Source organism: Streptomyces sp. NPDC033845, from assembly GCF_055576225.1.
Map to the genome: position 1 here is coordinate 94,411 of NZ_JBVIRI010000013.1, position 21,487 is coordinate 115,897.

At 72.6% G+C, this 21,487-nt stretch carries 20 protein-coding genes, 1 tRNA gene and 1 pseudogene; 17 read left to right on the forward strand and 5 right to left on the reverse strand.

Features of this window, described 5'->3' with window-relative positions; genetic code table 11:
* Window position 1: 1 nt before the first annotated feature.
* On the reverse strand, window positions 2-1,597 hold the full coding sequence (locus tag ACZ50K_RS26125) for a PP2C family protein-serine/threonine phosphatase (RefSeq protein WP_468907407.1): 1,596 nt from the start codon (window positions 1,595-1,597) through the stop codon (window positions 2-4).
* Window positions 1,598-1,950: 353 nt separating this feature from the next.
* Here ACZ50K_RS26125 and ACZ50K_RS26130 point away from each other — a divergent pair, with 353 nt between their 5' ends.
* The gene (locus tag ACZ50K_RS26130) at window positions 1,951-2,709 is read left to right on the forward strand and encodes a bifunctional DNA primase/polymerase (RefSeq protein ID WP_468907409.1); all 759 of its coding nucleotides are present in this window, start codon (window positions 1,951-1,953) and stop codon (window positions 2,707-2,709) included.
* 63 nt (window positions 2,710-2,772) lie between these two features.
* Entirely contained in the window at window positions 2,773-3,342 is a 570-nt protein-coding gene (locus ACZ50K_RS26135; protein ID WP_468907410.1) for a hypothetical protein, read from the forward strand.
* 180 nt (window positions 3,343-3,522) lie between these two features.
* On the opposite strand, the gene ACZ50K_RS26140 is transcribed toward ACZ50K_RS26135, so the two are convergent.
* From ACZ50K_RS26140 to ACZ50K_RS26150, 3 genes and pseudogenes are all read right to left on the reverse strand, one after another.
* Window positions 3,523-4,497 carry a DUF5926 family protein gene (locus ACZ50K_RS26140; protein ID WP_468907412.1) on the reverse strand — a complete coding sequence of 325 codons (975 nt, stop codon included), beginning with the start codon at window positions 4,495-4,497 and terminating at the stop codon, window positions 3,523-3,525.
* Window positions 4,498-4,630: 133 nt separating this feature from the next.
* A pseudogene (locus tag ACZ50K_RS26145) lies at window positions 4,631-5,244 on the reverse strand (ATP-binding protein).
* Window positions 5,245-5,329: 85 nt separating this feature from the next.
* Window positions 5,330-6,142 carry a glycerophosphodiester phosphodiesterase gene (locus ACZ50K_RS26150; RefSeq protein WP_468907414.1) on the reverse strand — a complete coding sequence of 271 codons (813 nt, stop codon included), beginning with the start codon at window positions 6,140-6,142 and terminating at the stop codon, window positions 5,330-5,332.
* 185 nt (window positions 6,143-6,327) lie between these two features.
* Here ACZ50K_RS26150 and ACZ50K_RS26155 point away from each other — a divergent pair, with 185 nt between their 5' ends.
* The 15 genes from ACZ50K_RS26155 (at window position 6,328) to ACZ50K_RS26225 (ending at window position 20,911) form a co-directional block, all read left to right on the forward strand.
* On the forward strand, window positions 6,328-7,848 hold the full coding sequence (locus ACZ50K_RS26155; RefSeq protein ID WP_468907416.1) for a S1C family serine protease: 1,521 nt from the start codon (window positions 6,328-6,330) through the stop codon (window positions 7,846-7,848).
* A gap of 98 nt (window positions 7,849-7,946) precedes the next feature.
* Window positions 7,947-8,852 (forward strand): LysR family transcriptional regulator, encoded by a 906-nt coding sequence (locus ACZ50K_RS26160; protein WP_468907418.1) that lies wholly within the window; start codon window positions 7,947-7,949, stop codon window positions 8,850-8,852.
* A gap of 102 nt (window positions 8,853-8,954) precedes the next feature.
* Complete coding sequence (locus ACZ50K_RS26165) at window positions 8,955-9,506, forward strand: cysteine dioxygenase family protein (protein WP_468907420.1); 552 nt, start codon at window positions 8,955-8,957, stop codon at window positions 9,504-9,506.
* Window positions 9,506-10,552, forward strand: a complete 1,047-nt coding sequence (locus tag ACZ50K_RS26170) for a YeiH family protein (protein ID WP_468907421.1) — start codon at window positions 9,506-9,508, stop codon at window positions 10,550-10,552. The genes ACZ50K_RS26165 and ACZ50K_RS26170 overlap by 1 nt, the downstream gene beginning before the upstream one ends.
* Window positions 10,553-10,747: 195 nt before the next feature.
* Window positions 10,748-11,749, forward strand: coding sequence for a trypsin-like serine peptidase (locus tag ACZ50K_RS26175; RefSeq protein ID WP_468907422.1), 1,002 nt, complete (start codon window positions 10,748-10,750; stop codon window positions 11,747-11,749).
* Between the two features lie 60 nt (window positions 11,750-11,809).
* Window positions 11,810-11,896 (forward strand) — tRNA-Ser (locus ACZ50K_RS26180).
* A 236-nt stretch (window positions 11,897-12,132) separates the two neighbouring features.
* Entirely contained in the window at window positions 12,133-12,615 is a 483-nt protein-coding gene (locus ACZ50K_RS26185; RefSeq protein WP_468907423.1) for a DUF6344 domain-containing protein, read from the forward strand.
* Between the two features lie 507 nt (window positions 12,616-13,122).
* Complete coding sequence (locus ACZ50K_RS26190) at window positions 13,123-13,434, forward strand: hypothetical protein (RefSeq protein WP_468907425.1); 312 nt, start codon at window positions 13,123-13,125, stop codon at window positions 13,432-13,434.
* A 175-nt stretch (window positions 13,435-13,609) separates the two neighbouring features.
* Window positions 13,610-14,761: an acyl-CoA dehydrogenase family protein gene (locus tag ACZ50K_RS26195; protein ID WP_468907427.1), complete on the forward strand. Its 1,152-nt coding sequence runs from the start codon at window positions 13,610-13,612 to the stop codon at window positions 14,759-14,761.
* Window positions 14,758-15,672, forward strand: a complete 915-nt coding sequence (locus tag ACZ50K_RS26200; protein WP_468907429.1) for a bifunctional MaoC family dehydratase N-terminal/OB-fold nucleic acid binding domain-containing protein — start codon at window positions 14,758-14,760, stop codon at window positions 15,670-15,672. The genes ACZ50K_RS26195 and ACZ50K_RS26200 overlap by 4 nt, the downstream gene beginning before the upstream one ends.
* A complete protein-coding gene (locus ACZ50K_RS26205) occupies window positions 15,672-16,715 on the forward strand; it encodes an acyl-CoA dehydrogenase family protein (protein WP_468907430.1) in 1,044 nt (347 codons plus the stop codon). Before ACZ50K_RS26200 ends, ACZ50K_RS26205 begins: the two co-directional genes overlap by 1 nt.
* Entirely contained in the window at window positions 16,712-17,164 is a 453-nt protein-coding gene (locus tag ACZ50K_RS26210; protein ID WP_468907431.1) for a MaoC family dehydratase, read from the forward strand. Before ACZ50K_RS26205 ends, ACZ50K_RS26210 begins: the two co-directional genes overlap by 4 nt.
* Complete coding sequence (locus tag ACZ50K_RS26215; RefSeq protein WP_468907432.1) at window positions 17,161-18,339, forward strand: lipid-transfer protein; 1,179 nt, start codon at window positions 17,161-17,163, stop codon at window positions 18,337-18,339. The genes ACZ50K_RS26210 and ACZ50K_RS26215 overlap by 4 nt, the downstream gene beginning before the upstream one ends.
* Window positions 18,340-18,474: 135 nt before the next feature.
* Window positions 18,475-19,029: a SigE family RNA polymerase sigma factor gene (locus ACZ50K_RS26220; RefSeq protein WP_468907433.1), complete on the forward strand. Its 555-nt coding sequence runs from the start codon at window positions 18,475-18,477 to the stop codon at window positions 19,027-19,029.
* 232 nt (window positions 19,030-19,261) lie between these two features.
* The gene (locus ACZ50K_RS26225) at window positions 19,262-20,911 is read left to right on the forward strand and encodes a long-chain fatty acid--CoA ligase (protein ID WP_468907435.1); all 1,650 of its coding nucleotides are present in this window, start codon (window positions 19,262-19,264) and stop codon (window positions 20,909-20,911) included.
* Here ACZ50K_RS26225 and ACZ50K_RS26230 read toward each other — a convergent pair.
* On the reverse strand, window positions 20,895-21,473 hold the full coding sequence (locus ACZ50K_RS26230; RefSeq protein WP_468907436.1) for an antibiotic biosynthesis monooxygenase: 579 nt from the start codon (window positions 21,471-21,473) through the stop codon (window positions 20,895-20,897). The genes ACZ50K_RS26225 and ACZ50K_RS26230 overlap by 17 nt on opposite strands.
* Window positions 21,474-21,487: the final 14 nt, after the last annotated feature.

Below are 21,487 nucleotides of genomic sequence, written 5' to 3' on the forward strand. Positions count from 1 at the left end.
ATCAGTCAAACCGTGCGGCCAGCAGGACGACATCCTCGTCCTCGGCCGTGCCGGTGCGGCCGCCGCCCTCCGGCAGGACGGTCTTCAGCACGTGCTCGCAGAGGGCGTCGGGGTCCTCGCGGAGCGCGCGGGGAACCCCGGCGGCGGCCGCGTGCAGCCGGGCGTAGGCCCGGTCCATCGGGTCACCGGTCCGGCGGAGCAGACCCTCCGTGTAGAGCAGCACCGTTTCTCCGGCGGCCGGCTCGATCTCCACGCTGGGGGCCTCCCAGCAGGCGAGCATGCCGAGCGGGGCGGACAGCGAGGTCTCCACGTACTCGGCGCGACGGTCCCCGATCAGCAGCGGCGGGGCGTGCCCGGCCCCGGCCAGGACGATCTTCCGGCGGGCCGGCTCGCAGTACGCGAACAGCGCGGTGGCCGAGCGGGCCGGTTCGGTGAGCCGGAGCAGCAGCTCCAGATCGGAGAGGACGGCGACCGGGTCCTCGCCCTCCATCACGGCGTACGCCCGCAGGGAGGCCCGCAGCCGTCCCATCGCGGCCACGGCGCTGGGGCCGGAGCCGGTGACCGAGCCGACGGCCAGCCCGAGGGCGCCCTCCGGGAGCGGCAGCGCGTCGTACCAGTCGCCGCCGCCGGCCGGGCCGGTGCGGTGCCGGGCGGCCAGCCGCACCCCGGGGATCCGGGGCAGCCTGCTGGGCAGCAGTTCCTCGGAGATGGTGCTCAGCCGGGTGCGGGCGCGGTCCACCTCCAGCATCCGGGCCAGGTGCTCGGCGCCGTGCCGGACGTAGAGGGCGGCCAGGTCGCGCTGGCGGTCGTCGGGTTCGGCGGGCTCGTCGTACAGCCAGACGGCGGCGCCGAGCCGGCCGGTGCTCTCGGCGGTCAGCGGCAGGGCGTAGCTGGCGGCGAAGCCGAGCCGGGCGGCGACCTCGCGGTGCCGGGGGTCGACCGGTGTGGGGTATCCGGCGGCCTCGGCCTTGCCCTTGCCCTTCGCCCTGGTCCCGGCCCTGGAGCCGGTGGGGGCGGCGGCGGTCGGGGGCTCGGGTTCGGGGAGGACCTCGGAGCCGCCGTGGGCGTCCGGGAGCCCGTCCAGGATCCGGCCGTAGGAGGTGGCGCTGCGGGGGACGGTCTCGATGTGCCCGAGGTCGGCGTGGCCGAGTCCGAGGCCGATGGTGGTGGCGGGGCCGAGTCCGTCGGAGGGTTCCAGGACCACCAGGCCGCGGCGGGCGCCGACCAGAGTGGCGCCGGCCCGCAGGAACTCCTGGAGGGAGGCGGCGAGGTCGGTGGCCCGGGCGAGCCGCTCGGTGAGTTCGTTGAGGGTGGTGAGGTCCGAGACCATGCCCGCGAGCCGGTCCTGGACCACGCTGCTCGGGGCGGCCTGGGCAGGTGGCACCGGGGAGGGGAGCGTGGGCGCCGGGGCCACAGTGTGAGGGGAGGCCGTAACTGCCGGATCGATTCCGGCCACTTTCGGCAGATGCGGGGCGCTCATGGCATCCGCCTTTCCACCTGGTGCGATTCGCCATAATGCATTGCAAACCCCCAGATCATGCTGTGCCGCAATCAATGGATCCACATCTACACGCACAGGTGGATCGATGTCCAGCATCGTCCGGCTGGGAATCCTGGTGTCCGTGCGAAGACAACTCCCCGTCCGATCAAGGCTCAAACTTGGCTGGAAAAAGTCTGAAGCGGACCCTTTTTGCGGTCGACTGAGCGGGCGCTGGAACGGCTCCGGGTACGTAACCCGTGTTGACCGGGGAGAGTTGACGGCGGCCGGGCCCCGCCCGGTGCGGGTGCGCCCCGCCCCCGCCGGACGTTTCATGGATCCGTGAGAGAACTGCACGAACCGTGTGAACCTGCTTCAGGCGGACAGTGACGCGAAAACGTGCACGTGTGGTGAAGCACCGCATACATGGTGTGATGTGGCCCTCGACGTTCAACGGAAAGGAACGAGCGCTGATGCGCGAGATCCTCGGAAGGCGTCTCCAGCGGCTCCGCAGCTCCCTGCAGTCCGTACGGGCCCGGGCCGGGGCGGCCGGCCGGGCCGGATCCCGCCCCGGTTCCCTTGCCCGGCCCGGAGGTTCGCCGGATCTGCTCGACGGGGCGCTGCGGTGCGCCACCGTCTGGCAGTGGCCGGTGCTGCCCGGGGTGGGACGAGCGGGAACCGGCCCGGACGGCGGACGCTGCGCCTGCCCCGACCCCGACTGCCCGGTGCCCGGCGGGCACCCCTTCGATCCCGGCCTGCTGGCCGCCACCACCGAGGTCCGGATGGTCCGCTGGTGGTGGACCAACCGCCCGGCGGCGCCGGTGATCCTGGCCACCGGCGGGCGCGGCCCCTGCGCCGTCAGCCTGCCGGCCGGGGCGGCCGCGCTGGCGCTGGCCCGGCTGGACGCGCTCGGCCTCCGGGTGGGTCCGGTGGTCGCCGGCCCGACCCGGTGGGCCCTGCTGGTCGCCCCGTACTCGCTGGAGCGGCTCGGTGAACTGCTCTACGCCAAGGACCATGTGCCCGGCACCCTGCGCTTCCACGGGGACGGCGGGTATCTCCAGCTGCCGGCGCCCGGTGCCTCCGGCGCGTCCGGGGCCGGGCGGATCCGCTGGGAGCGGGAGCCGGTGCTCGCGCCTGTGCCCGGCCGGGGCCGGGTGCGACTGCCGGACGTCGCCGAGGTGGTGGACGTACTCGTGGAAGCGGCTTCACTCGAACGGGTGCCACCGGCGTGAGTTTCCAGGGGAATTGGGCGCGGGGATCTTCGTAGCCCTTTCCGGCGTCGCTATCTTCGGCGAATGAATCTCCGCCTGACCGCTATCGGCGCCGGTGTACTGATCATCTTGTCGCTACCGCTCGCCGGGGCGATTGCGGGCCCGGAGTTCCGCGGTCAGGGCGACGGAAAGGGTGGCGGTCTGCTCGGACGGCTGGGGCTCGGTGAGGATCCGGTCGGCCCGGCCGGTGCCGCTCCGGGGGCGGGACCCGCCCCCGCTACGGCCCCGGGGCCGGCCGAGGCGCCCCGTACGGAGAGCCGTTGCGGGCCCGAACTCACCTCGCCCCAGGGGCTGGAGGCACAGACCTGTGTGCTGAGCGGAGCGGATCGGACCTGGGGGCGGAGCTACTACCGGAACACCGGCGGTCGCGCGCTGGACGCGGTGCTGACCCTGATGGGTCCGGCGGGCCGGACCGTGCAGATCCACTGTGTGGTGGGGGCGGGCGACGAACCCGGATGGTGCGAGACCCCGCACGAGCGGTCGGCCGGAGTGCCGGGGGACTACACGGCAGTTGCGGAATTTGCAGTTCCGGATGATGAAGGGCAGCTGCTGCTGCGCTCCGGGAGCAACGTGCCCGACCCGGCCGCCCGTTGAGCCGTGGCGGAAATGGAAGGGCCCGGTCGCTGGCGACGGGGGATGCACCAGCGACCGGGCTACAAGAACGGTAACAAGAGATCGCGTGTTCGCAAATTCGATCTCTGATATTCAGACACCGATTTGCAGGCGATTAACGGGAGTTGTGACTCCGGTCACCGGTCCTGCGGGCCCCTCGGGTCAGCTCAGGGTCACCTGGCGGTTGGTGAGCCCGCCACGGGCCCGGCGCTCCTCCGAGGTGAGCGGCGCCTCCTCGGCGAGGGCCTTGGCCAGCCGCTCGGCGAAGGCCTCGGCGGGCTGCTGGATCTCCTCGGCACCGACGCCGACGGGCAGGTCCCAGACCGGCACCATCAGGCCGTGGGCGCGGAACGACCCGACCAGACGGGTGCCTTCGCCCAGCGAGGACTCACCGGCGGCGTGCAGCCGGGCCAGCGCGTCGAGCAGCTTCTCCTCCGGGTGCGGCATGACCCAGCGCAGGTGGTTCTTGTCCGGGGTCTCGCACCAGTAGGCCGCGTCCAGACCGTCGAGCTTCACGGTCGGGATGGCCGCCGCGTTGGCGCGTTCCAGCGAGGCCGCGATCTCCGGGGAGGAGCTCTGGGCGCTCTGCGCATCCGGAATCCAGAATTCGAACCCACTGTGCACAACCGGCTCGAAAACGCCGTCCGCCGCGAGGAGGTCCTGGAGGCGGGTTCCCTCGGCGGGCACCTTGCGGGCCGGAACCGGATTGCCCGGCTCGGTGGCCAGCGCGCGCTCCAGGGTGTCGGCCATGTCCCGGGCCAGGTTGCCGCTGGAGGTGTCGTTCTGCAGGCCGAGGAGGACCGAACCGTCCTCGCGGCGCAGGGCCGGCCAGGCCATCGGGAGCACCGTCGCCAGGGTCACCGAGGGCACGCCCTCGGGCAGCCCGTCCTTGAGGGTCAGCTCCACGGTGGCGGCGGGCACCAGCTCGCGCAGCGCCACCCAGTCGCATTCACCGGGCAGCCCCTCGAACGGACGCTGCACCAGGTCGCTGCCGGCCTGGGCGGCGCTCCGGCCGTGGCAGGCCTTGTAGCGGCGGCCGGATCCGCAGGGGCAGGGCTCGCGGGCGCCCACCACCGGGATCTCCCCGTCCTTGAGCTGCGGCTTGGCAGTCGTTGCTGCGGGGCGCTTCTTGGCCATGGTTCGGTGTCTCCCGGATACGGCGGTACGTGACGGCGCGAGCCTAACTCCTCGCGCGGTCCGCACCGCCGACCCGCTCCGCGGAACCGGGTCCGGTCGGAAGCACGGTCGGCGTGCGCTCCCGGTGGGCCGGTCAGGGGAGTTCGGAGGGATCCAGGTCGTCGAAGGGGGCCGTGAGGGCGATCGCGGGCGCCGCAACGCGCGTAGCGAAATCCTCGTGCCGGGCCCCGGACGCGACGGTGACCCAGACGGTGACCTCGCCGCCCGCCCCGTCGCGCACCCCCCAGTCCTGGGCCAGCGCGCTGATGATGTTCAGCCCGCGGCCGCCGCGCGCGGTGACCGAGGGCGTGGCCGGAACCGGGCGGGTGGGACCGCCCCCGTCCGTGACCTCGACCGTCAGCCGCCCCGCCTTGTCGACGCGCCACGCGGCGCGTATGTCCCCGTCGCCGATCACCTGGGTGCCCAGTGGCCTGCCGTGCCGGCAGGCGTTGCTGAGCAGTTCGGAAAGGATCAGGACGGCGTCGTCCACGACCGATTCGGACACCCCGCCGATCCGCAGCTGCTCGCGCATGCGGTGCCTCGCCTGGCCCACGCCGGCAGGACCATGGGGTACGGCCATGCACGACGACGTGGGCACTTCCTGTGCCATCACCAATGCCACCCCCGGAACCTCCTTAGCCCCACGCATGGTCTGGATGCCCCAATGGCCTGGACCGGAAACCGACGGACCGGGGGCCTCTGACGCATTCATGACGAGTGGAAACGGGCCGGATGCGCCGGAGCACGCCGTGGGAGCCGGGTGACGGCTGTGACAGGTGGGAGGAAAGGGTTCTTACCGTCCGAGTTGGGACAGAACCTGGCGCGGCCGGTTGGTGATGATCGCTTCTACACCCAGATCAGCGCAGAGCTGAACGTCTTCCGGCTCGTTCACGGTCCATACGTGGACCGCGTGCCCGGCGGCCTGAAGCTTGCGGATGAAACCGGGATGGTTCCGGACGATCCGGATGCCCGGTCCGGCGATGCCCACCCCGGCGGGCAGCCGCCCGTCCCGCATCCTCGGCGTGATGAACTGCATCAGATAGACGGTGGGCACGGTCGGGGCGGCGGCCCGCACCCGGTGCAGGGACCGCGCCGAGAAGCTCATGATCCGCACCGGGTGGGGTCCCCCGGCCGGCGGTGCGTCCAGACCGAACCGCTTCAGCAGGAACAGCAGCCGCTCCTCCACCTGTCCGGCCCAGCGGGTCGGATGCTTCGTCTCGATCGCCAGCTCCACCGTCCGGCCGGCGTCCGCGACCAGCTCCAGCAGCCTCTCCAGGGTCAGCACGGAGGTGCGGTCCGGGTCGCCGCCGTCCCAGTCCGGAGACTCCTCGCGGTCCTTCCAGGACCCGAAGTCCAGGGCCGCGAGATCGGCCAGCTCCAGGGCGGAAACGGCCCCGCGCCCGTTGGACGTACGGTTCACCCGCCGGTCGTGCACCAGGACCAGATGCCCGTCGGCGGTCAGCCGGACATCGCATTCGAGGGCGTCGGCACCGTCCTCGATGGCCCTGCGATAGGCGGCCAGGGTGTGCTCGGGGGCGTCCTCCGAGGCTCCGCGGTGGGCGACGACCTGGATGCGGCGCGGCGTTGCGTGGGTCACCGGGTCCATGGTGCCACCGACCGGGGCGGGCGTGCCGGGCCGGGCGAGGACGCACAGGTCCGGCTTACAGTGCTCTGACAGCCCATGGGAAAGGCTTTGCCCAGGAACTTGTACGGCCGGTCGAACGTTCAGTCGGACCGATATCCGTTGTCTTTCGATATCCGAGAGCCGTATTGCGACGAGGAGAGATCGCTGTGAGCACCGAGAACGAGGGCACCGCGGCCCCTACGCCCCCCGCGGGTCCGCCCGTCCCTCCTGTGCCGGTGGCCCCTCCCGCGCCCGTGAGCGACGCCGCCACCCCGGCCGAGCCCCCGGCTGCGGTCCCGCCCGCGCCCGCCGCGGCACCGGCCCCGGCCGAGGGCCGTGCCCCGGCCGAGCCGCCCACCCAGCAGATTCCCCCGGCGCCCGAGCCCGGCCCCGTACCGGTCGGGGCACCCGTCCCGGGCCCGGCCCCGGCCGCGCACGGTGCCGCCGGCTGGCCGCCGCCCCCGCCCGCGGTTCCCGCGTACGGCGTACCCGACGGCCACGGATACGGCCAGGGCGGCGGCGGAGGCGGCTGGGGAGCCCCGCCCTTCGGCGACGGAACCCCGCCCGCCAAGCCCAAGGGCCGCGGCGGCCTGGTCGCCGGAGTGCTCGTGGCTGCCCTGCTCGCCGGAGGCATCGGCGGAGGGATCGGCTACTGGGCCGCCGAGCGCGGCGACGAGGCCTCCGGATCGACCACCGTCAGCGCCGGCATCCCCCGGGACCTCAAGCGGGACCCGGCCTCCATCGCGGGCCTGGCCGCCAAGGCCCTGCCCAGCGTGGTCACCATCCAGGCGCAGGGCGGCGACGGCGAGGCGGGCACCGGCACCGGGTTCGTCTACGACCAGCAGGGCCACATCCTCACCAACAACCACGTGGTGGCCTCCGCCGCCGACGGCGGAAAGCTTTCCGCGACCTTCTCCAACGGCAAGAAGTACGACGCCGAGGTCGTCGGCCGGGCCCAGGGCTACGACGTGGCCGTCCTCAAGCTGAAGACCCCGCCGACCGGACTCTCCCCGCTGCCCCTCGGCGACTCCGAGCGGGTGGCCGTCGGCGACCCGACCATCGCGATCGGCGCGCCCTTCGGGCTGTCGAACACCGTCACCACCGGAATCGTCAGCGCCAAGAACCGCCCGGTGGCCTCCGGCGACGGCGCCAGCAACAAGAGCTCGTACATGAGCGCCCTCCAGACGGACGCCTCCATCAACCCCGGCAACTCGGGCGGCCCGCTGCTCGACGGCCGCGGCGCGGTCATCGGCATCAACTCGGCGATCCAGTCCACCGGCAACGGCGGCTTCGGCGGCGGCCAGGCCGGCTCGATCGGCCTCGGCTTCGCCATCCCGATCAACCAGGCCAAGACCGTCGCCGACCAGCTGATCAAGACCGGCAAGCCGGTCTACCCGGTGATCGGCGTCTCGGTGGACCTCCAGGCCAAGGACAACGGCGCCACCATCTCCGAGAAGGGCGCCAACCCCACCGAACTGGTGGACCCCGCCGGACCGGCGGGCAAGGCGGGCCTGAAGCCCGGAGACGTGATCACCCAGCTCGGTGACAAGCCGATCGACAGCGGCCCGACCCTGATCAGCGAGATCTGGACGCACAAGCCCGGCGAGACCCTCAAGCTGACCTATCTCCGGGACGGGAAGCCCACCACCGTCGACATCACCCTCGGCTCCCGCATCGGCGACAAGTAGCGGCACCAGGGATCGCAGCAGCGGCACCAGGGATCGGAGAGGGGCCGTGGACGGGAATCCGCCCACGGCCCCTCCCAACGTCCGCTTATGCTTCACGGGTGTTCGACTCGCGGCACATACGGACGTTCCACGAAGTGGTCCTCTCCGGGTCCTACTCGGCGGCCGCCCGCGTCCTGGGCTACACCCAGCCCGCGATCACCCAGCAGATGAAGGCCCTCGAACGGGCCGTCGGCACACCCCTGTTCACCCGGGTGGGCCGCAGGATGCAGCTCACCGAGGCCGGCCGCTCCCTGGCCCGGCACGCCGAGCAGATACTCACCCAACTCACCACCGCCCAGCAGCAGATGAATGCCTACGCCCGGCTGCGCGCCGGCCGGGTCCGGCTGTGCGGGTTCCCCAGCGCCAACGCCACCCTGGTCCCGGAGGCCCTCAGCGCGCTGGCCGCCGACCATCCGGGGGTGCAGGTGGAGCTGCTGGAGGGGGAGCCCCCGGAGTCCCTGCACCGGCTGCGCCGGGGCGAATGCGACATCACCCTGGCGTTCACCTACCCCGGACTGCACGAGGAGGTCCCGGAGGAGGTGGCCGAGGTGAGACTGCTGGAGGACCAGCTGACCGTGCTGCTGCCGCTGGGCCATCCGCTGGCCCGGCGCCGGGCGGTGCACCTGGCGGACCTGGCGGAGGAGCGTTGGATAGCGGGCTGCCCGCGCTGCCGGGCCAATCTGCTGCACGAGTGCGCCGAGCTGGGCTTCGTCCCGGACATCCGGTTCGCCACCGATGACAACCTGGTCGTCCAGTCCCTGGTGGCGCAGGGGCTCGGGGTGGCGATGATGCCGGCCCTGGTGCTTCCCTCGCTGGCGCTGAGCCGGGTCTGCGGACGCCCGCTGCTGCCTCCCGCCCGCCGCCATATCTCCGCGTACGTCTATCAGGACCACCGGCGGATCCCGGCGACGGCCGTGGTGCTGGAGAAGCTCCGGCGGGTGGCCGCCAACCGGGTCGGCTGCTGAGCTCCGAACCGGTCCAGCGGGCCTCGACCCATAAGCGCCGCTTGGGATTTCGGGTCGAAACTGTCGTTGGACGTGATGGCGGCCCGGGCGGACGCTGCGGCTATGACCACCACCCTGCCGGCCCGCACCACCGCGAGGATGGCCGCCCTCGTCCGTGAGATACGCACGGTCGTCGACCGGGGGCTGGCCCCGGACCTGACCGCCTATCTGGTCGGTGAGCTCCTGGGACCCCATCTGGGGGCGCGGGACCTGCTCGCCCCGCAGCAGCGGGAGGGCTCGCCGGACCACTACCGGCAGCATCTGCTGCACGCCGAGCCGGACGGCGGGTTCTCGGTGGTCGCCCTGGTCTGGCTCCCGGGCCAGGGCACCTCCATCCACGACCATGTCGCCTGGTGCGTGGCGGGAGTGCACGAGGGCGAGGAGAGCGAGCGCCGGTACCGGCTGGCCCCGGGCCCGTCCGGGGCGGCCCATCTGGTGCCCACCGAGGACCTGGTCAACGGTCCGGGGGAGGTCTGCGGCTTCGCACCCCCGGGGGACATCCACCGGGTCGCCAACTCCGGTCTCGGCAAGGCGATATCCATCCACGTCTACGGGGCGGACGTCTCCCGGCTCGGCACCAGCATCCGTCGGGTCTACCGCCTCCCGGCCGAGTGATGGCCCTCCTCAACCGGTCGCAGACCAAGGCCGTTCACGTTGTTTCACGTGAAACAGCCTCCTCCTGGCCGGGGTTGCTGATGGCCGTCTCGGGTGCGCTGCTGGCCTGGGGGGTGCACCGGCTGCTGCCCGGGATCCCGCTGCTGACCGCCGCGGTGGTGCTGGGCATCGGGGTGGCGCACCTGCCCCGGGTGCGGGAGTACGTCCGGGGGCCGGCCCGTCCCGGTCTGTCGCTGGCCGGGCGGCGGCTGATGCGGATCGGCATCGTGCTGCTCGGGCTGGGGCTGGGGCTGACGGAGGTGCTCGGGCTGGGCTGGGCGACGGTGGCCATGGTGGTCGCGGTGGTGGCCGCGACCTTTCTGGGAACCCTCTGGCTGGGCCGCCGGCTCGGTCTGCGCGGGGACCAGCCCCTGCTGATCGCCACCGGGTACTCGATCTGCGGGGCCTCGGCCATCGGCGCGGTGGGCCAGGTCTCCGGCAGCGACGAGGAGGACATGGCCGCCTCGGTGGCCCTGGTGACCCTCTGCGGCACCCTGGCCATCCTGGTACTGCCCCTGCTCCAGGGCCTATTGGGGCTGGACGCCCAGGCCTTCGGCCGCTGGGTCGGGGCGAGCGTGCACGATGTCGGCCAGGTGGTGGCCACCGCCCAGACCGCCGGCCCGGCGGCCCTGACCGAGGCGGTGCTGGTCAAGCTGATGCGGGTGGCCCTGCTGGCTCCCTTGGTGGCCGCGGTGGCCTTCTCCCTGCGGGCCCGGCGGCGCGGTGAACGGACGGCCTCCGGTCGCCGGCCCGCCCCGGTGCCGCTGTTCGTGGCCGGGTTCCTGCTGGCGGTGGCGGTCCGCACCACCGGCCTGCTGCCGGACGAGGCCCTGGAATGGGCGCGCACCGCCCAGGAGGCGCTGCTTGCGGCGGCCCTCTTCGGGCTGGGGAGCGCGGTCCATCTCCCCACCCTGGCCCGCACGGGCGGCCGGGCCGCACTGCTCGGGCTGGGGGCCTGGGTCGTGGTGGCCGGAGCCTCGTACGCGGGCGTGCTGCTGACCGTATGAGGGTGGCATGGGGCCCTCGTCCTCCGGGTCTCGGCCATTCCCTGGCCGGAACCGACCGAACGTTCTGACGAGCTCATGACAATGTGACCGTGGCGTGCCACGCTGCCCCCGCAAGCCACTCGATCCGCACCGACAGCACTTCACCCCACCCTGCCCGGGCCCCACGGGCGCCGGGCACGGCAGAAGGAGTCATGCGTGAATCGCACTCGCACGGCCGCCTCCGTCCTCCTCTCCGCGGCCGCCCTGTTCGCCGGAGCCCTGACCGCCGCCTCCCCCGCGTCGGCGGCCCCCGCCCCGGACGGGGCCTCCGCCGGGCCGGCGGCCTCCTCCGCACCACGGCAGACCCAGGGCTTCTGGACCGCCGACCGGATGCGGTCGGCCACCCCGCTGGACCTGACGGCGGCCCCCGGCGCCACCGGCCGGACGGCGGTCGCCACCTCCACCGCGCCCACCCGGATCGCCCCCACCCCCGCCACCGGCCCGGCCGCCGCCCCCACGGCGGTCACCCCCGCCGCCTTCCCGCAGCCCGGCGGCGCCTGGACCGCCGGCGGAGCGGTGGTGAAGACCTCCGGCCGGGTCTTCTTCACCATGGGCGACCGCACGGCCTCCTGCTCCGGCGACTCCGTCACCAGTGCCAACGGCAGCACCGTCATCACGGCCGGGCACTGCGTGAAGTACCAGGGCGCCTGGCACACCAACTGGGTGTTCGTCCCCGCCTACGCCAACGGCAGCGCGCCGTACGGCCAGTGGTCGGCGACCAAGACCTTCGCCACCGACCAGTGGGCGGCCAGCGAGGACATGAACCACGACGTGGGCTTCGCGGTCCTGGCCCCGCTGAACGGCCAGAAGCTCAGCCAGGCGGTCGGCGCCCAGGGACTGCTCTTCAACGGCGGCTACAACAAGCGGATGTACTCCTTCGGGTTCCCGGCCGCGGCGCCCTACGACGGCACCAAGCTGGTCTACTGCAGCGCCAACAGCGGCAAGGACTTCCTGCTGACCAAGGACCACAGCCTGGCCTGCAACATGACCGGCGGCTCCAGCGGCGGCCCCTGGTTCCAGGACTTCAACGAGGCCACCGGCCTCGGCACCCAGGTCTCGGTGAACAGCTTCGGCTACACCTTCCTGCCGAACCGGATGTACGGCCCGTACCTCGGCAACGAGGCGAAGGCCGCCTACGACAAGGCCCAGACCGGCTGACCCGGACCACCCCCAGGACCCGCCCCGCACCCCCCGGCAGCCGGTACTCTGTACCGGCCAGGTGGGTTGCCCGAGCGGCCTAAGGGAACGGTCTTGAAAACCGTCGTGGCAGCGATGTCACCGTGGGTTCAAATCCCACACCCACCGCGCGAGGTCGGCGAACACGCCGGTCGGAAGGGGTGCCACCGAGTCGGTGGCGCCCCTTTTTCCTTGTGTTTCCCGGGGTGCGGCGGGGGCGGTTGATCCGACCGAGTGGTGTTTGTCGGAAGATCGGCGCGGGTCGAGGCGCCCGTGCGGTTGCGTCCGCATCATGACGAATGTATTCAGATCCGCCCGTCGGAACATCTGGCACATCCGGCATATTCGGGAAATGAGGGGCCGTCATGGCTGGCAGCAGCAAGGTCGCGTCGATCCGTACCGCAGTCACCGCCGTTCTCGCGGCGCTGGTGGCGTTCTTCACCTCGATCGGCCTCGGCGGCCGTGCGGCCACCGCCGCCGTCGCCCCGGCCGCTGCCCCGGCCACCGGCGCCACCGTCCCGGCGACCGGAGCCACGGCCGCCGCCACCGGAGTCGCCCCCGTACCGGGCGGGGGTGGTACGACGGCCCCCGGGGCAGGGTCCGTGACCGGGGCAGGGTCCGTGACCGGGTCAGTGACCGTGCCGGCCCAGGCCTCGGCGGTGCAGGGGCGGCGGAGCCGGCGGGCCATGCTGCGCGGCGGGGCGCTGCCGCCGACCATCGCCCAGCGGATCCGCGCCGAAGCCCATGGTTCCTCCCCCTCGGTCCGCCGCTCCACCACCGCCGCGGCGCTCACCGGCAGCCTGCCCCGCCGTGCCGTGGAACGCGACGAGGTCGAGCTCGCCGCCTAGCCGGAGTGTGGTTGCCGCGCTGGGCGCGGCGTCGGAGCGGCCGGATCGGCTCGGATGGCCGGATCGGCCCGGTGGGCCCGGGACGGGCCCGGAGGGATCGTCACGGAGGGACCGCCGCGAGTGCGGCGAGGATGGGTGCCCCGGCGTGCGCCGGGGTGGTGCGGGGGCGCGAGGCTTGGGACAGCAGGGTCGCAGACCCGGGAGACGACGGTCTCCCGTGTGGTCGCGGCCCTTTTCGGCATTTCCGGTTCGGGCGGGTTTGCCGTAACGCTTCAGCTGTTGCGGGACACGGGTTTCGACCGTGTGGAAGAGGCTGACCTGCGGCTCCGGGGGCGCGAATGAGGTTTATCCGATGTTGCTCATGCTTGCGGGGGAATCGCGGACTCCGGGGTGGTTCGCCGGGGATTCGGTGGGCAACTCTGATCTCGCGACGTCGTAGCAACGACCGAGGCGGTCGGCCAACTGCCTTGGAACCACCCCCACTTCGGGTCCCTGGAGGATTCACACATGGCAAGCATCCGTACCGCCCGCGTCTTCGCCGCCGTCGCCGCGCTCCCCCTCGCCTTCGCCCTCTTCGGCGGGGTCGCCCAGGCCGACAACGGCTCGTTCGCGAACGACGGATCGAATGCGAGCGTCGCCAGCATCATCGGCAGCGGGGTCGGCGGGAACAACAACGGGAACTCCAGCACCTCGCAGCAGGTCGCCACCGGCTCCGGTGCGTCCAACCAGAACAACACCGCGCAGGTCAACGGCTCGGCCTTCACGGCCATCAACCAGTCGAACTCCAATGTGTCGGTGAACTTCCACCCCTGGTGGTAGCCCCCTGTCCGATAGCTCCGACAGTGCTGTGGGCGCCCGTGCGACCGGACCGGCTGGGGTCCGGTAGCGCGGGCGCCCCCGCGCGTTTCCCGGGCCCTCCCCGACCTTGACATCCCGAGGCGATCTGACGGACAGTCAGATCCATTCGACGATGCGATGCCGGGAGGCCAGCACCGTGCACCTCGCCCCGACCGACGCCCAGTTGAGGCTGCGCGCCGAACTGCGCGCCTACTTCCGGGACCTCATGCCCGACGGACCGCCCCAGGACCCGGCCGCCCAGCGCGCCCTCCTGCGCCGGATCGGCGCCGACGGCCTGCTGGGCCTCGGCTGGCCCACCGAGTACGGAGGCCAGGGCCGCGGCCCCGACGAGCAGTTCGTGTTCTTCGACGAGGCCTACCGGGCGGGCGCCCCGGTCTCCATGGTCACGCTCAACACGGTCGGCCCGACCCTGATGAAGTACGGCACCCCCGAGCAGAAGGCCGCCTTCCTGCCCCGGATCCTCCGGGGCGAGCTGGTCTTCGCGATCGGCTACTCCGAGCCCGAGGCCGGCACCGACCTCGCCTCGCTGCGCACCAGGGCCGTCCGGGACGGCGACGACTGGCTGATCGACGGGCAGAAGATCTTCACCTCCAACGCCCAGAACGCCGACTGGATCTGGCTGGCCTGCCGCACCGACCCCGAGGCCCCCAAGCACAAGGGCATCTCGATCATCCTGGTGCCGACCGAGGACCCCGGATTCTCCTGGACCCCCATCGACACCGTGGGCGGCCTCACCACCACCGCCACCTACTACGACTCGATCCGGGTGCCCGCCGGCAACCTGGTCGGCCCCGAGCACGGCGGCTGGGGCCTGATCACCAACCAGCTCAACCACGAACGGGTCGCCCTCGCCGCCATCGGCATGCAGGCCGAGGACTTCTACGAGGCCGTGCTCGGCCACGCCCGCACCCCCGCCCCGGACACCGGGGAGCGCCCCGCCGACCTGCCCTGGGTGCGGTCCGGGCTGGCCGAGGCGCACGCCCGGCTGGCTGCCGTACGGCTGCTCAACTGGCGGCTGGTCCAGGACGTGGGCGCCGACACCCTGGCACCCGGCGACGCCAGCGGGGTCAAGTTCCTCGGCACCGAGAGCACCGTCGAGGTCTACCGGATCTGCCAGCGGATCCTCGGCGAGGAGGGCCTGGTCCGCGGCCCGGACGGCTTCCACGGCGGCGAACTGGAGCGGATGAACCGGGCCGCCCAGATCAACACCTTCGGCGGCGGGGTCAGCGAGGTCCAACGGGAGATCGTCGCGATGATGCGGCTGGGGATGAAGGGACGCAAGCGGTGACCGAGGACGAGCTGTACGCCCGGTTGAAGGCCTTCGAGGGCCGGCCGGCCGCGACCGCGGCCCGGGGGAAGGACCCGGTCAACGAGCCCATGATCCGCCACTGGTGCGAGGCCATGGGGGACACCTCCCCCGCCTACACCGGACCGGACGCCGTCGCCCCGCCCACCATGCTCCAGGCCTGGACGATGGGCGGGCTCTCCGGCCACACCGACGGCTCCGGCCGCTCGAACGCCTACGACGAGCTGTTCGCCCTCCTGGACGGGGCCGGCTGCACCTCGGTGGTCGCCACCGACTGCGAGCAGGAGTACCTGCGGCCGCTTCGCCCCGGGGACACGATCACCTTCGACGCCGTCATCGAGTCGGTCTCCCCGCGCAAGACCACCCGGCTCGGCACCGGCCACTTCGTGACCACCCGGATGGACGTCCGGGCCGACGGCGAACCCGCCGGCACCCACCGCTTCCGGATCCTCAAGTACGCCCCGGCGGCCCGGCCGGCACCGGCCGCCCCCGCCCCCCGCCGTCCCCGCCCGGTGGTCAACCGCGACAACCAGGGGTTCTGGGACGGGGTCCGCGAGCACCGGCTGCTCATCCAGCGCTGCACCGACTGCGCGACCCCCCGGTTCCCCTGGCTGCCGGGCTGCAACGTCTGCTCCGGCACCGGCTGGGACACCATCGAGGCCTCCGGCGCCGGCACCGTCTACAGCTACGTGGTCATGCACCACCCCCCGTTCCCGGCCTTCGACCCGCCCTACGCCGTGGCCCTGGTCGAACTCGCCGAAGGGGTCCGCATGATCAGCAACATCACCGGCGTCCCCTACGACAAGGTGCGCATCGGCATGCCCGTCCGGCTGGAGTTCCTCCGGGTCGACGAGGACCTCGAACTGCCCGTCTTCCGGGGGAGCGAGGCCTGATGGACTTCCACCCCACCGAGGAGCAGACCGCGGCCGCCGGGCTCGCCGCCCGGATCTTCCGCGACCTCGCCACCCATGAACGGCTGGCCGCGGCCGGCACCGGCACCGACGCCGAACTCTGGAAGGCCCTCACCACCGCCGGGCTGACCGCCGCCGTCGCCGACATCGGCCTGCTCGGGCTGGTGCTGCTGCTGGAGGAACAGGGGCGCACCACCGCCCAGGTCCCGCTCGCCGCCACCTGCGCGTACGGGATCGGGCCGGTCGCGGCCCATGGCACCGAGGAGCAGCGGGCCCGACTGCTGCCCGCCCTGGGCGAGGGCAGCGCGGTGGCCACCGGGGCGTTCCCGGCCGGCGCCCGGGTCCGTTCCGAGGACGGCCGGCTCACCGGCGCCCTGCCCGCCGTGCCCTGGCTCCGGGACGCCACCCACGTCCTGGTCCCGGACGCCCGCCGCACCCTGTGGCTGGTACGGACGGACGCGCCCGGGGTCCGTACCGAGCCGGTGGAGACCACCGCCCCCTGGTCGGCCGGCCGGCTGACCCTGACCGGCGCCGAGGCCGAACTCCTCGGGGACGGCACCGGTCACGACAGCGTGCTGGCGGCCGCGCGGACCGCCTTTGCCGGGCTCCAGGCCGGGGTCTGCGCCGGATCGCTGGCCCGGGCCGTGGCCCACACCTCCACCCGCGAGCAGTTCGGCCGCCCGCTCTCCACCAACCAGGGGGTGATGCTGCGGGCCGCCGACGCCCATATGGACACCGAGGCGATCCGGGTCACCGCCTACGAGGCGGCCTGGCGGATCGACGAGGGCCTGCCCGCCCGGGAACACGCGCTGACCGCCGCCTGGTGGGCGGCCGAGGCCGGCACCCGGGTGGTGCACACCGGCCAGCACCTGCACGGCGGCACCGGTGCCGACCTCGACCACCCCGTCCACCGGCACTTCCTCTGGGGCCGGCAGCTGGACGCCTATCTGGGCTCCGGCCCCGGACTGCTGGCCGAACTGGGCGACCTACTGGCAGCCGACGTCATGGCAAAGGAGCAGGCGTGAAGACCGGAGACACCCTCCCGCCGCTGGAGATACCCATCACCCGCACGCTGATCGTCGCGGGTGCGCTGGCCTCCCGCGACTACCAGGACGTGCACCACGACGCGGAGCTCGCCCGGCACAAGGGCTCCCCCGACATCTTCATGAACATCCTGACCACCAACGGGCTGGTGGGCCGGTACGTGACCGACCGGCTGGGTCCTTCGGCCGTCCTGCGCAAGGTGGCGATCCGGCTCGGCGCCCCCAACTACCCGGGGGACACCATGGTGCTCACCGGAACGGTCACCGCGGTGGACGGGGACACCGTGGAGATCCGGGTCACCGGAGCCAACGGCCTCGGCCACCACGTCACGGGAACCGTCACCGCCACCGTGGCCGGACCCCTGCCCGGCGCCGGCACCGCCACCGGCTCCGGCACCGCCGCCGGGTCCGAGGAGGTGGCCGCCGCATGAGCGTCCGTACCCGTGACTCGCTCGGCGGCCGAGCCGCCATCGCCGGCATCGGCGCCACCGAGTTCTCCAAGGACTCCGGCCGCAGCGAGCTGAAACTGGCCGTGGAGGCCGTGCACGCGGCCCTCGACGACGCCGGGCTGACCCCCGCCGACGTGGACGGCATGGTCACCTTCACCATGGACACCAGCCCCGAGATCACCGTGGCCCAGGCGGCCGGGATCGGGGACCTCTCCTTCTTCTCCCGGATCCACTACGGCGGCGGCGCCGCCTGCGCCACCGTCCAGCAGGCCGCCCTGGCCGTCGCCGCCGGGATCGCCGAGGTCGTGGTCTGCTACCGCGCCTTCAACGAGCGGTCCGGCCGCCGCTTCGGCTCCGGCGTCCAGCAGCGCGAACCCTCGGCTGAGGGCGCCGCACTGGGCTGGTCCCTGCCCTGGGGACTGCTCACCCCGGCCTCCTGGGTGGCCATGACCGCCCAGCGCTATCTGCACACCTACGGGCTGACCCCGGAGGCCTTCGGCCATGTCGCCGTCACCGGCCGCCGCCATGCCGCCACCAACCCGGCCGCCTGGTTCCACGGCAAGCCCATCACCCTCGCCGACCACGCCGCCTCGCGCTGGATCGTCGAACCGCTGCGGCTGCTGGACTGCTGCCAGGAGACCGACGGAGGACAGGCGATCGTCGTCACCTCGGTGGAACGCGCCCGGGACCTCCGGCGGGCGCCCGCGGTGATCACCGCGGCGGCCCAGGGAGCGGGCCGCAACCAGGAGGGCATGACCTCCTTCTACCGGGACGACATGACCGGGCTGGCCGAGATGGGGGTGGTGGCCCGACAGCTGTGGCGGACCTCGGGACTGCGGCCCTCGGACATCGACGTCGGGATCCTCTACGACCACTTCACCCCGTTCGTCCTGATGCAGCTGGAGGAGTTCGGGTTCTGCGGGCCCGGCGAGGCCGCCGATTTCACCGCGGCCGGGGCGCTCGCCCTGAACACCCACGGCGGTCAGCTCGGCGAGGCCTATCTGCACGGGATGAACGGCATCGCCGAAGCGGTCCGGCAGCTCCGCGGTAGCTCGGTGAACCAGGTCTCCCAGGTGGAACACACCCTGGTCACGGCCGGTACCGGAGTACCCACCTCCGGGCTGGTGCTGTCCGCCGACGGACTGGGCGGCAGCTGACGGAACCGCCGGACCGGAGCCGGCCCCCTCCACCTTCAGGAGGTCGGGCCGGCGCCGCGCCTACAACCTGAGACGGATCCCGCTTCGGCACCTGGGGGCGATCCCCGGGGCGTCCCGCCCTCCTAGCGTGGAGCCATGACCACGCTTGTGTGCACGGAGGCCTCCCTCCCGTCGACGCGCCCGACCTACCCGTCGTTCTCCTCGTACGTGCGGACCCGGGGGCCCGTCCTGATGCGCACCGCCCGCTCGCTGACCGCGAACCCGTGCGATGCCGAGGACCTGCTGCAGACGGCCCTGGCCAAGACCTATGCCGCCTGGGACCGGATCGAGGACCACCGGGCCCTCGACGGCTATGTCCGCCGGGCCCTGGTGAACACCCGGACCTCGCAGTGGCGCAAGCGCAAGGTCGACGAGTTCGCCTGCGAGGAGGTCCCCGAGACCGAGGTCCCGCGGGCCGCCGACCCCGCGGAGATCCAGGCCCTGCGGGACGCCATGTGGCAGGCGGTCACCCGGCTGCCCGACCGGCAGCGGGCCATGGTGGTGCTCCGCTACTACGAGGACCTGAGCGAGGCGCAGACCGCCGAGGTGCTCGGGGTCTCGATCGGCACCGTGAAGAGCGCCGTCTCCCGTGCCCTGGTCAAGCTCCGCCAGGACCCCGCGCTGAGCCCGGAGCTCTGCCCCGCCTCCTGACCCCGGGATCCGGGCCGCCTGTTTCACGTGAAACAGCCGTCCCCGCCTCGTGTTTCACGTGAAACAGTGCATCGCGCACACGAGGCGCACCCCGGCCGCTGTGCACGGAACCACAGATGACCACGGCCGTCGCTCTCTACTCCCGGGTAGTGACATGCCGACCGGTATGCGAGCAGAATCTCCAGCAAAGAGCCGCGCCGCCGCAGAGCCGCAGCGCCCCCGGGAGGACGCTTTGCTGAGCACCATGCAGGACGTACCACTGCTCGTCAGCCGCATACTGCAGCACGGTATGACGATCCATGGAAAGTCCCAGGTCACCACCTGGACCGGGGAACCCGAACCGCACCGCCGGAGCTTCGCGGAGATCGGCACCCGGAGCCACCAGCTGGCCCATGCCCTCCGTGACGAGCTCGGAGTCCGGCCGGACGAGCGGGTCGCCACCCTGATGTGGAACAACGCCGAGCACGTCGAGGCGTACTTCGCGATCCCCTCCATGGGCGCCGTCCTGCACACCCTGAACCTGCGGCTGCCCCCCGAGCAACTTGTCTTCATCGTGCACCACGCCGCGGACCGGGTGGTCCTGGTCAACGGCAGCCTGCTCCCGCTGCTGGTCCCCCTGCTGCCGCACCTGTCCACGGTGGAGCACGTGGTGGTCTCCGGCCCCGGCGACCGCTCCGGACTCGCCGCCCTGCCCGTCCAGGTCCACGAGTACGAGGAACTGATCGCGGACCGCCCCGCCGTCTTCGACTGGCCCGAGCTGGACGAACGCCAGGCCGCCGCCATGTGCTACACCTCCGGCACCACCGGGGACCCCAAGGGGGTCGTCTACTCGCACCGCTCGATCTACCTGCACTCCATGCAGGTCAACATGGCGGAGTCGATGGCCCTCACGGACCAGGACACCACCCTGATCGTGGTGCCCCAGTTCCACGTCAACGCCTGGGGACTGCCGCACGCCACCTTCATGACCGGCATCAACATGCTGATGCCCGACCGGTTCCTGCAGCCCGCCCCGCTGGCCGAGATGATCGAACGCGAGAAGCCCTCGCACGCGGCCGCCGTGCCCACCATCTGGCAGGGGCTGCTCGCCGAGGTCACCGCCAACCCCCGGGACCTGAGCTCGATGAAGCAGGTCACCATCGGCGGCTCGGCCTGCCCGCCCGCGCTGATGGAGGCGTACGACGCGCTGGGCGTCCGGCTCTGCCACGCCTGGGGCATGACCGAGACCTCCCCGCTGGGCACCATGTCCCGCCCGCCCGCCGGTCTCACCGCCGAGGAGGAGTGGCCCTACCGGATCACCCAGGGCCGCTTCCCGGCCGGGGTGGAGGCACGGCTGGCCGGACCGGGCGGCGACCTGCTGCCCTGGGACGGCGAATCGGCGGGCGAGCTGGAGGTCCGCGGCAACTGGATCGCCGCCGCCTACTACAACGGGGCGGACGCCGAACCCGACCGCCCCGAGGACAAGTTCAGCCCCGACGGCTGGCTGAAGACCGGCGATGTCGGAGTGATCAGCCCGGACGGCTATCTGACCCTCACCGACCGGGCCAAGGACGTCATCAAGTCCGGCGGCGAATGGATCTCCAGCGTGGAACTGGAGAACGCGCTGATGGCCCACCCCGAGGTCGCGGAGGCCGCCGTGGTCGCCGTGCCCGACGAGAAGTGGGGCGAGCGGCCGCTGGCCACCGTGGTCCTCAAGGAGGGCGCCACCGCCGACTACGCCGCGCTGCGCGCCTTCCTCGGCGAGTCCATCGCCAAATGGCAGCTGCCCGAACGCTGGGCCCTGGTCGAGGCGGTCCCCAAGACCAGCGTGGGCAAGTTCGACAAGAAGGTGATCCGCGGCCAGTACGCCGACGGGGCACTGGAGGTCACGACGCTGGGCTGAGCCAGCCCCGCAGCAGCCGGCTGACCGCGGGCATCGCCACGTAGGTCATCAGGGTGCTGAAGACCACGGCGAAGGCCGCGGTCCGCAGGACGAAGTTCAGATCCACCAGGTACGGCCCGAGCACCGCGTTCCCGGCGAGCGAGATCGGGAAGATGGCCAGCCCCGAGCTGATCGCCATCTTCCATCGCGGGGGCGCGGGCCGGGTCGTGCCCGGCTTGGCGAACCAGGTCTCCATCCCCTGCAGTTCCCGCCGGGCTATCTCGGTGTGGTGGTGGCCCTGGCAGTTCGCGAACCAGGCGGCGCGCTCCGGGGAGTCCTGCCAGCGCTGGAAGGCCGCGCCGTTGCGGAACCGGTGCACCAGGAACCAGGGCCCGCCCTCGGTGGCCGGCCGGAACAGCCCGTACCCGAGGTGGTCCGGGAAACCGGCGGCGGTCTCCAGGATCCCCCGGGCCCACTCCTCGAAGGCCTCCTCGTGACCCGGCTCCACCTGACGGGCGATGAGGAGGCTCACCTCCCCGTTGTCGGCGGGTACGGGCTTCTCGGTGCGATCGATGATGGCCATGGGGCCAAGACTGG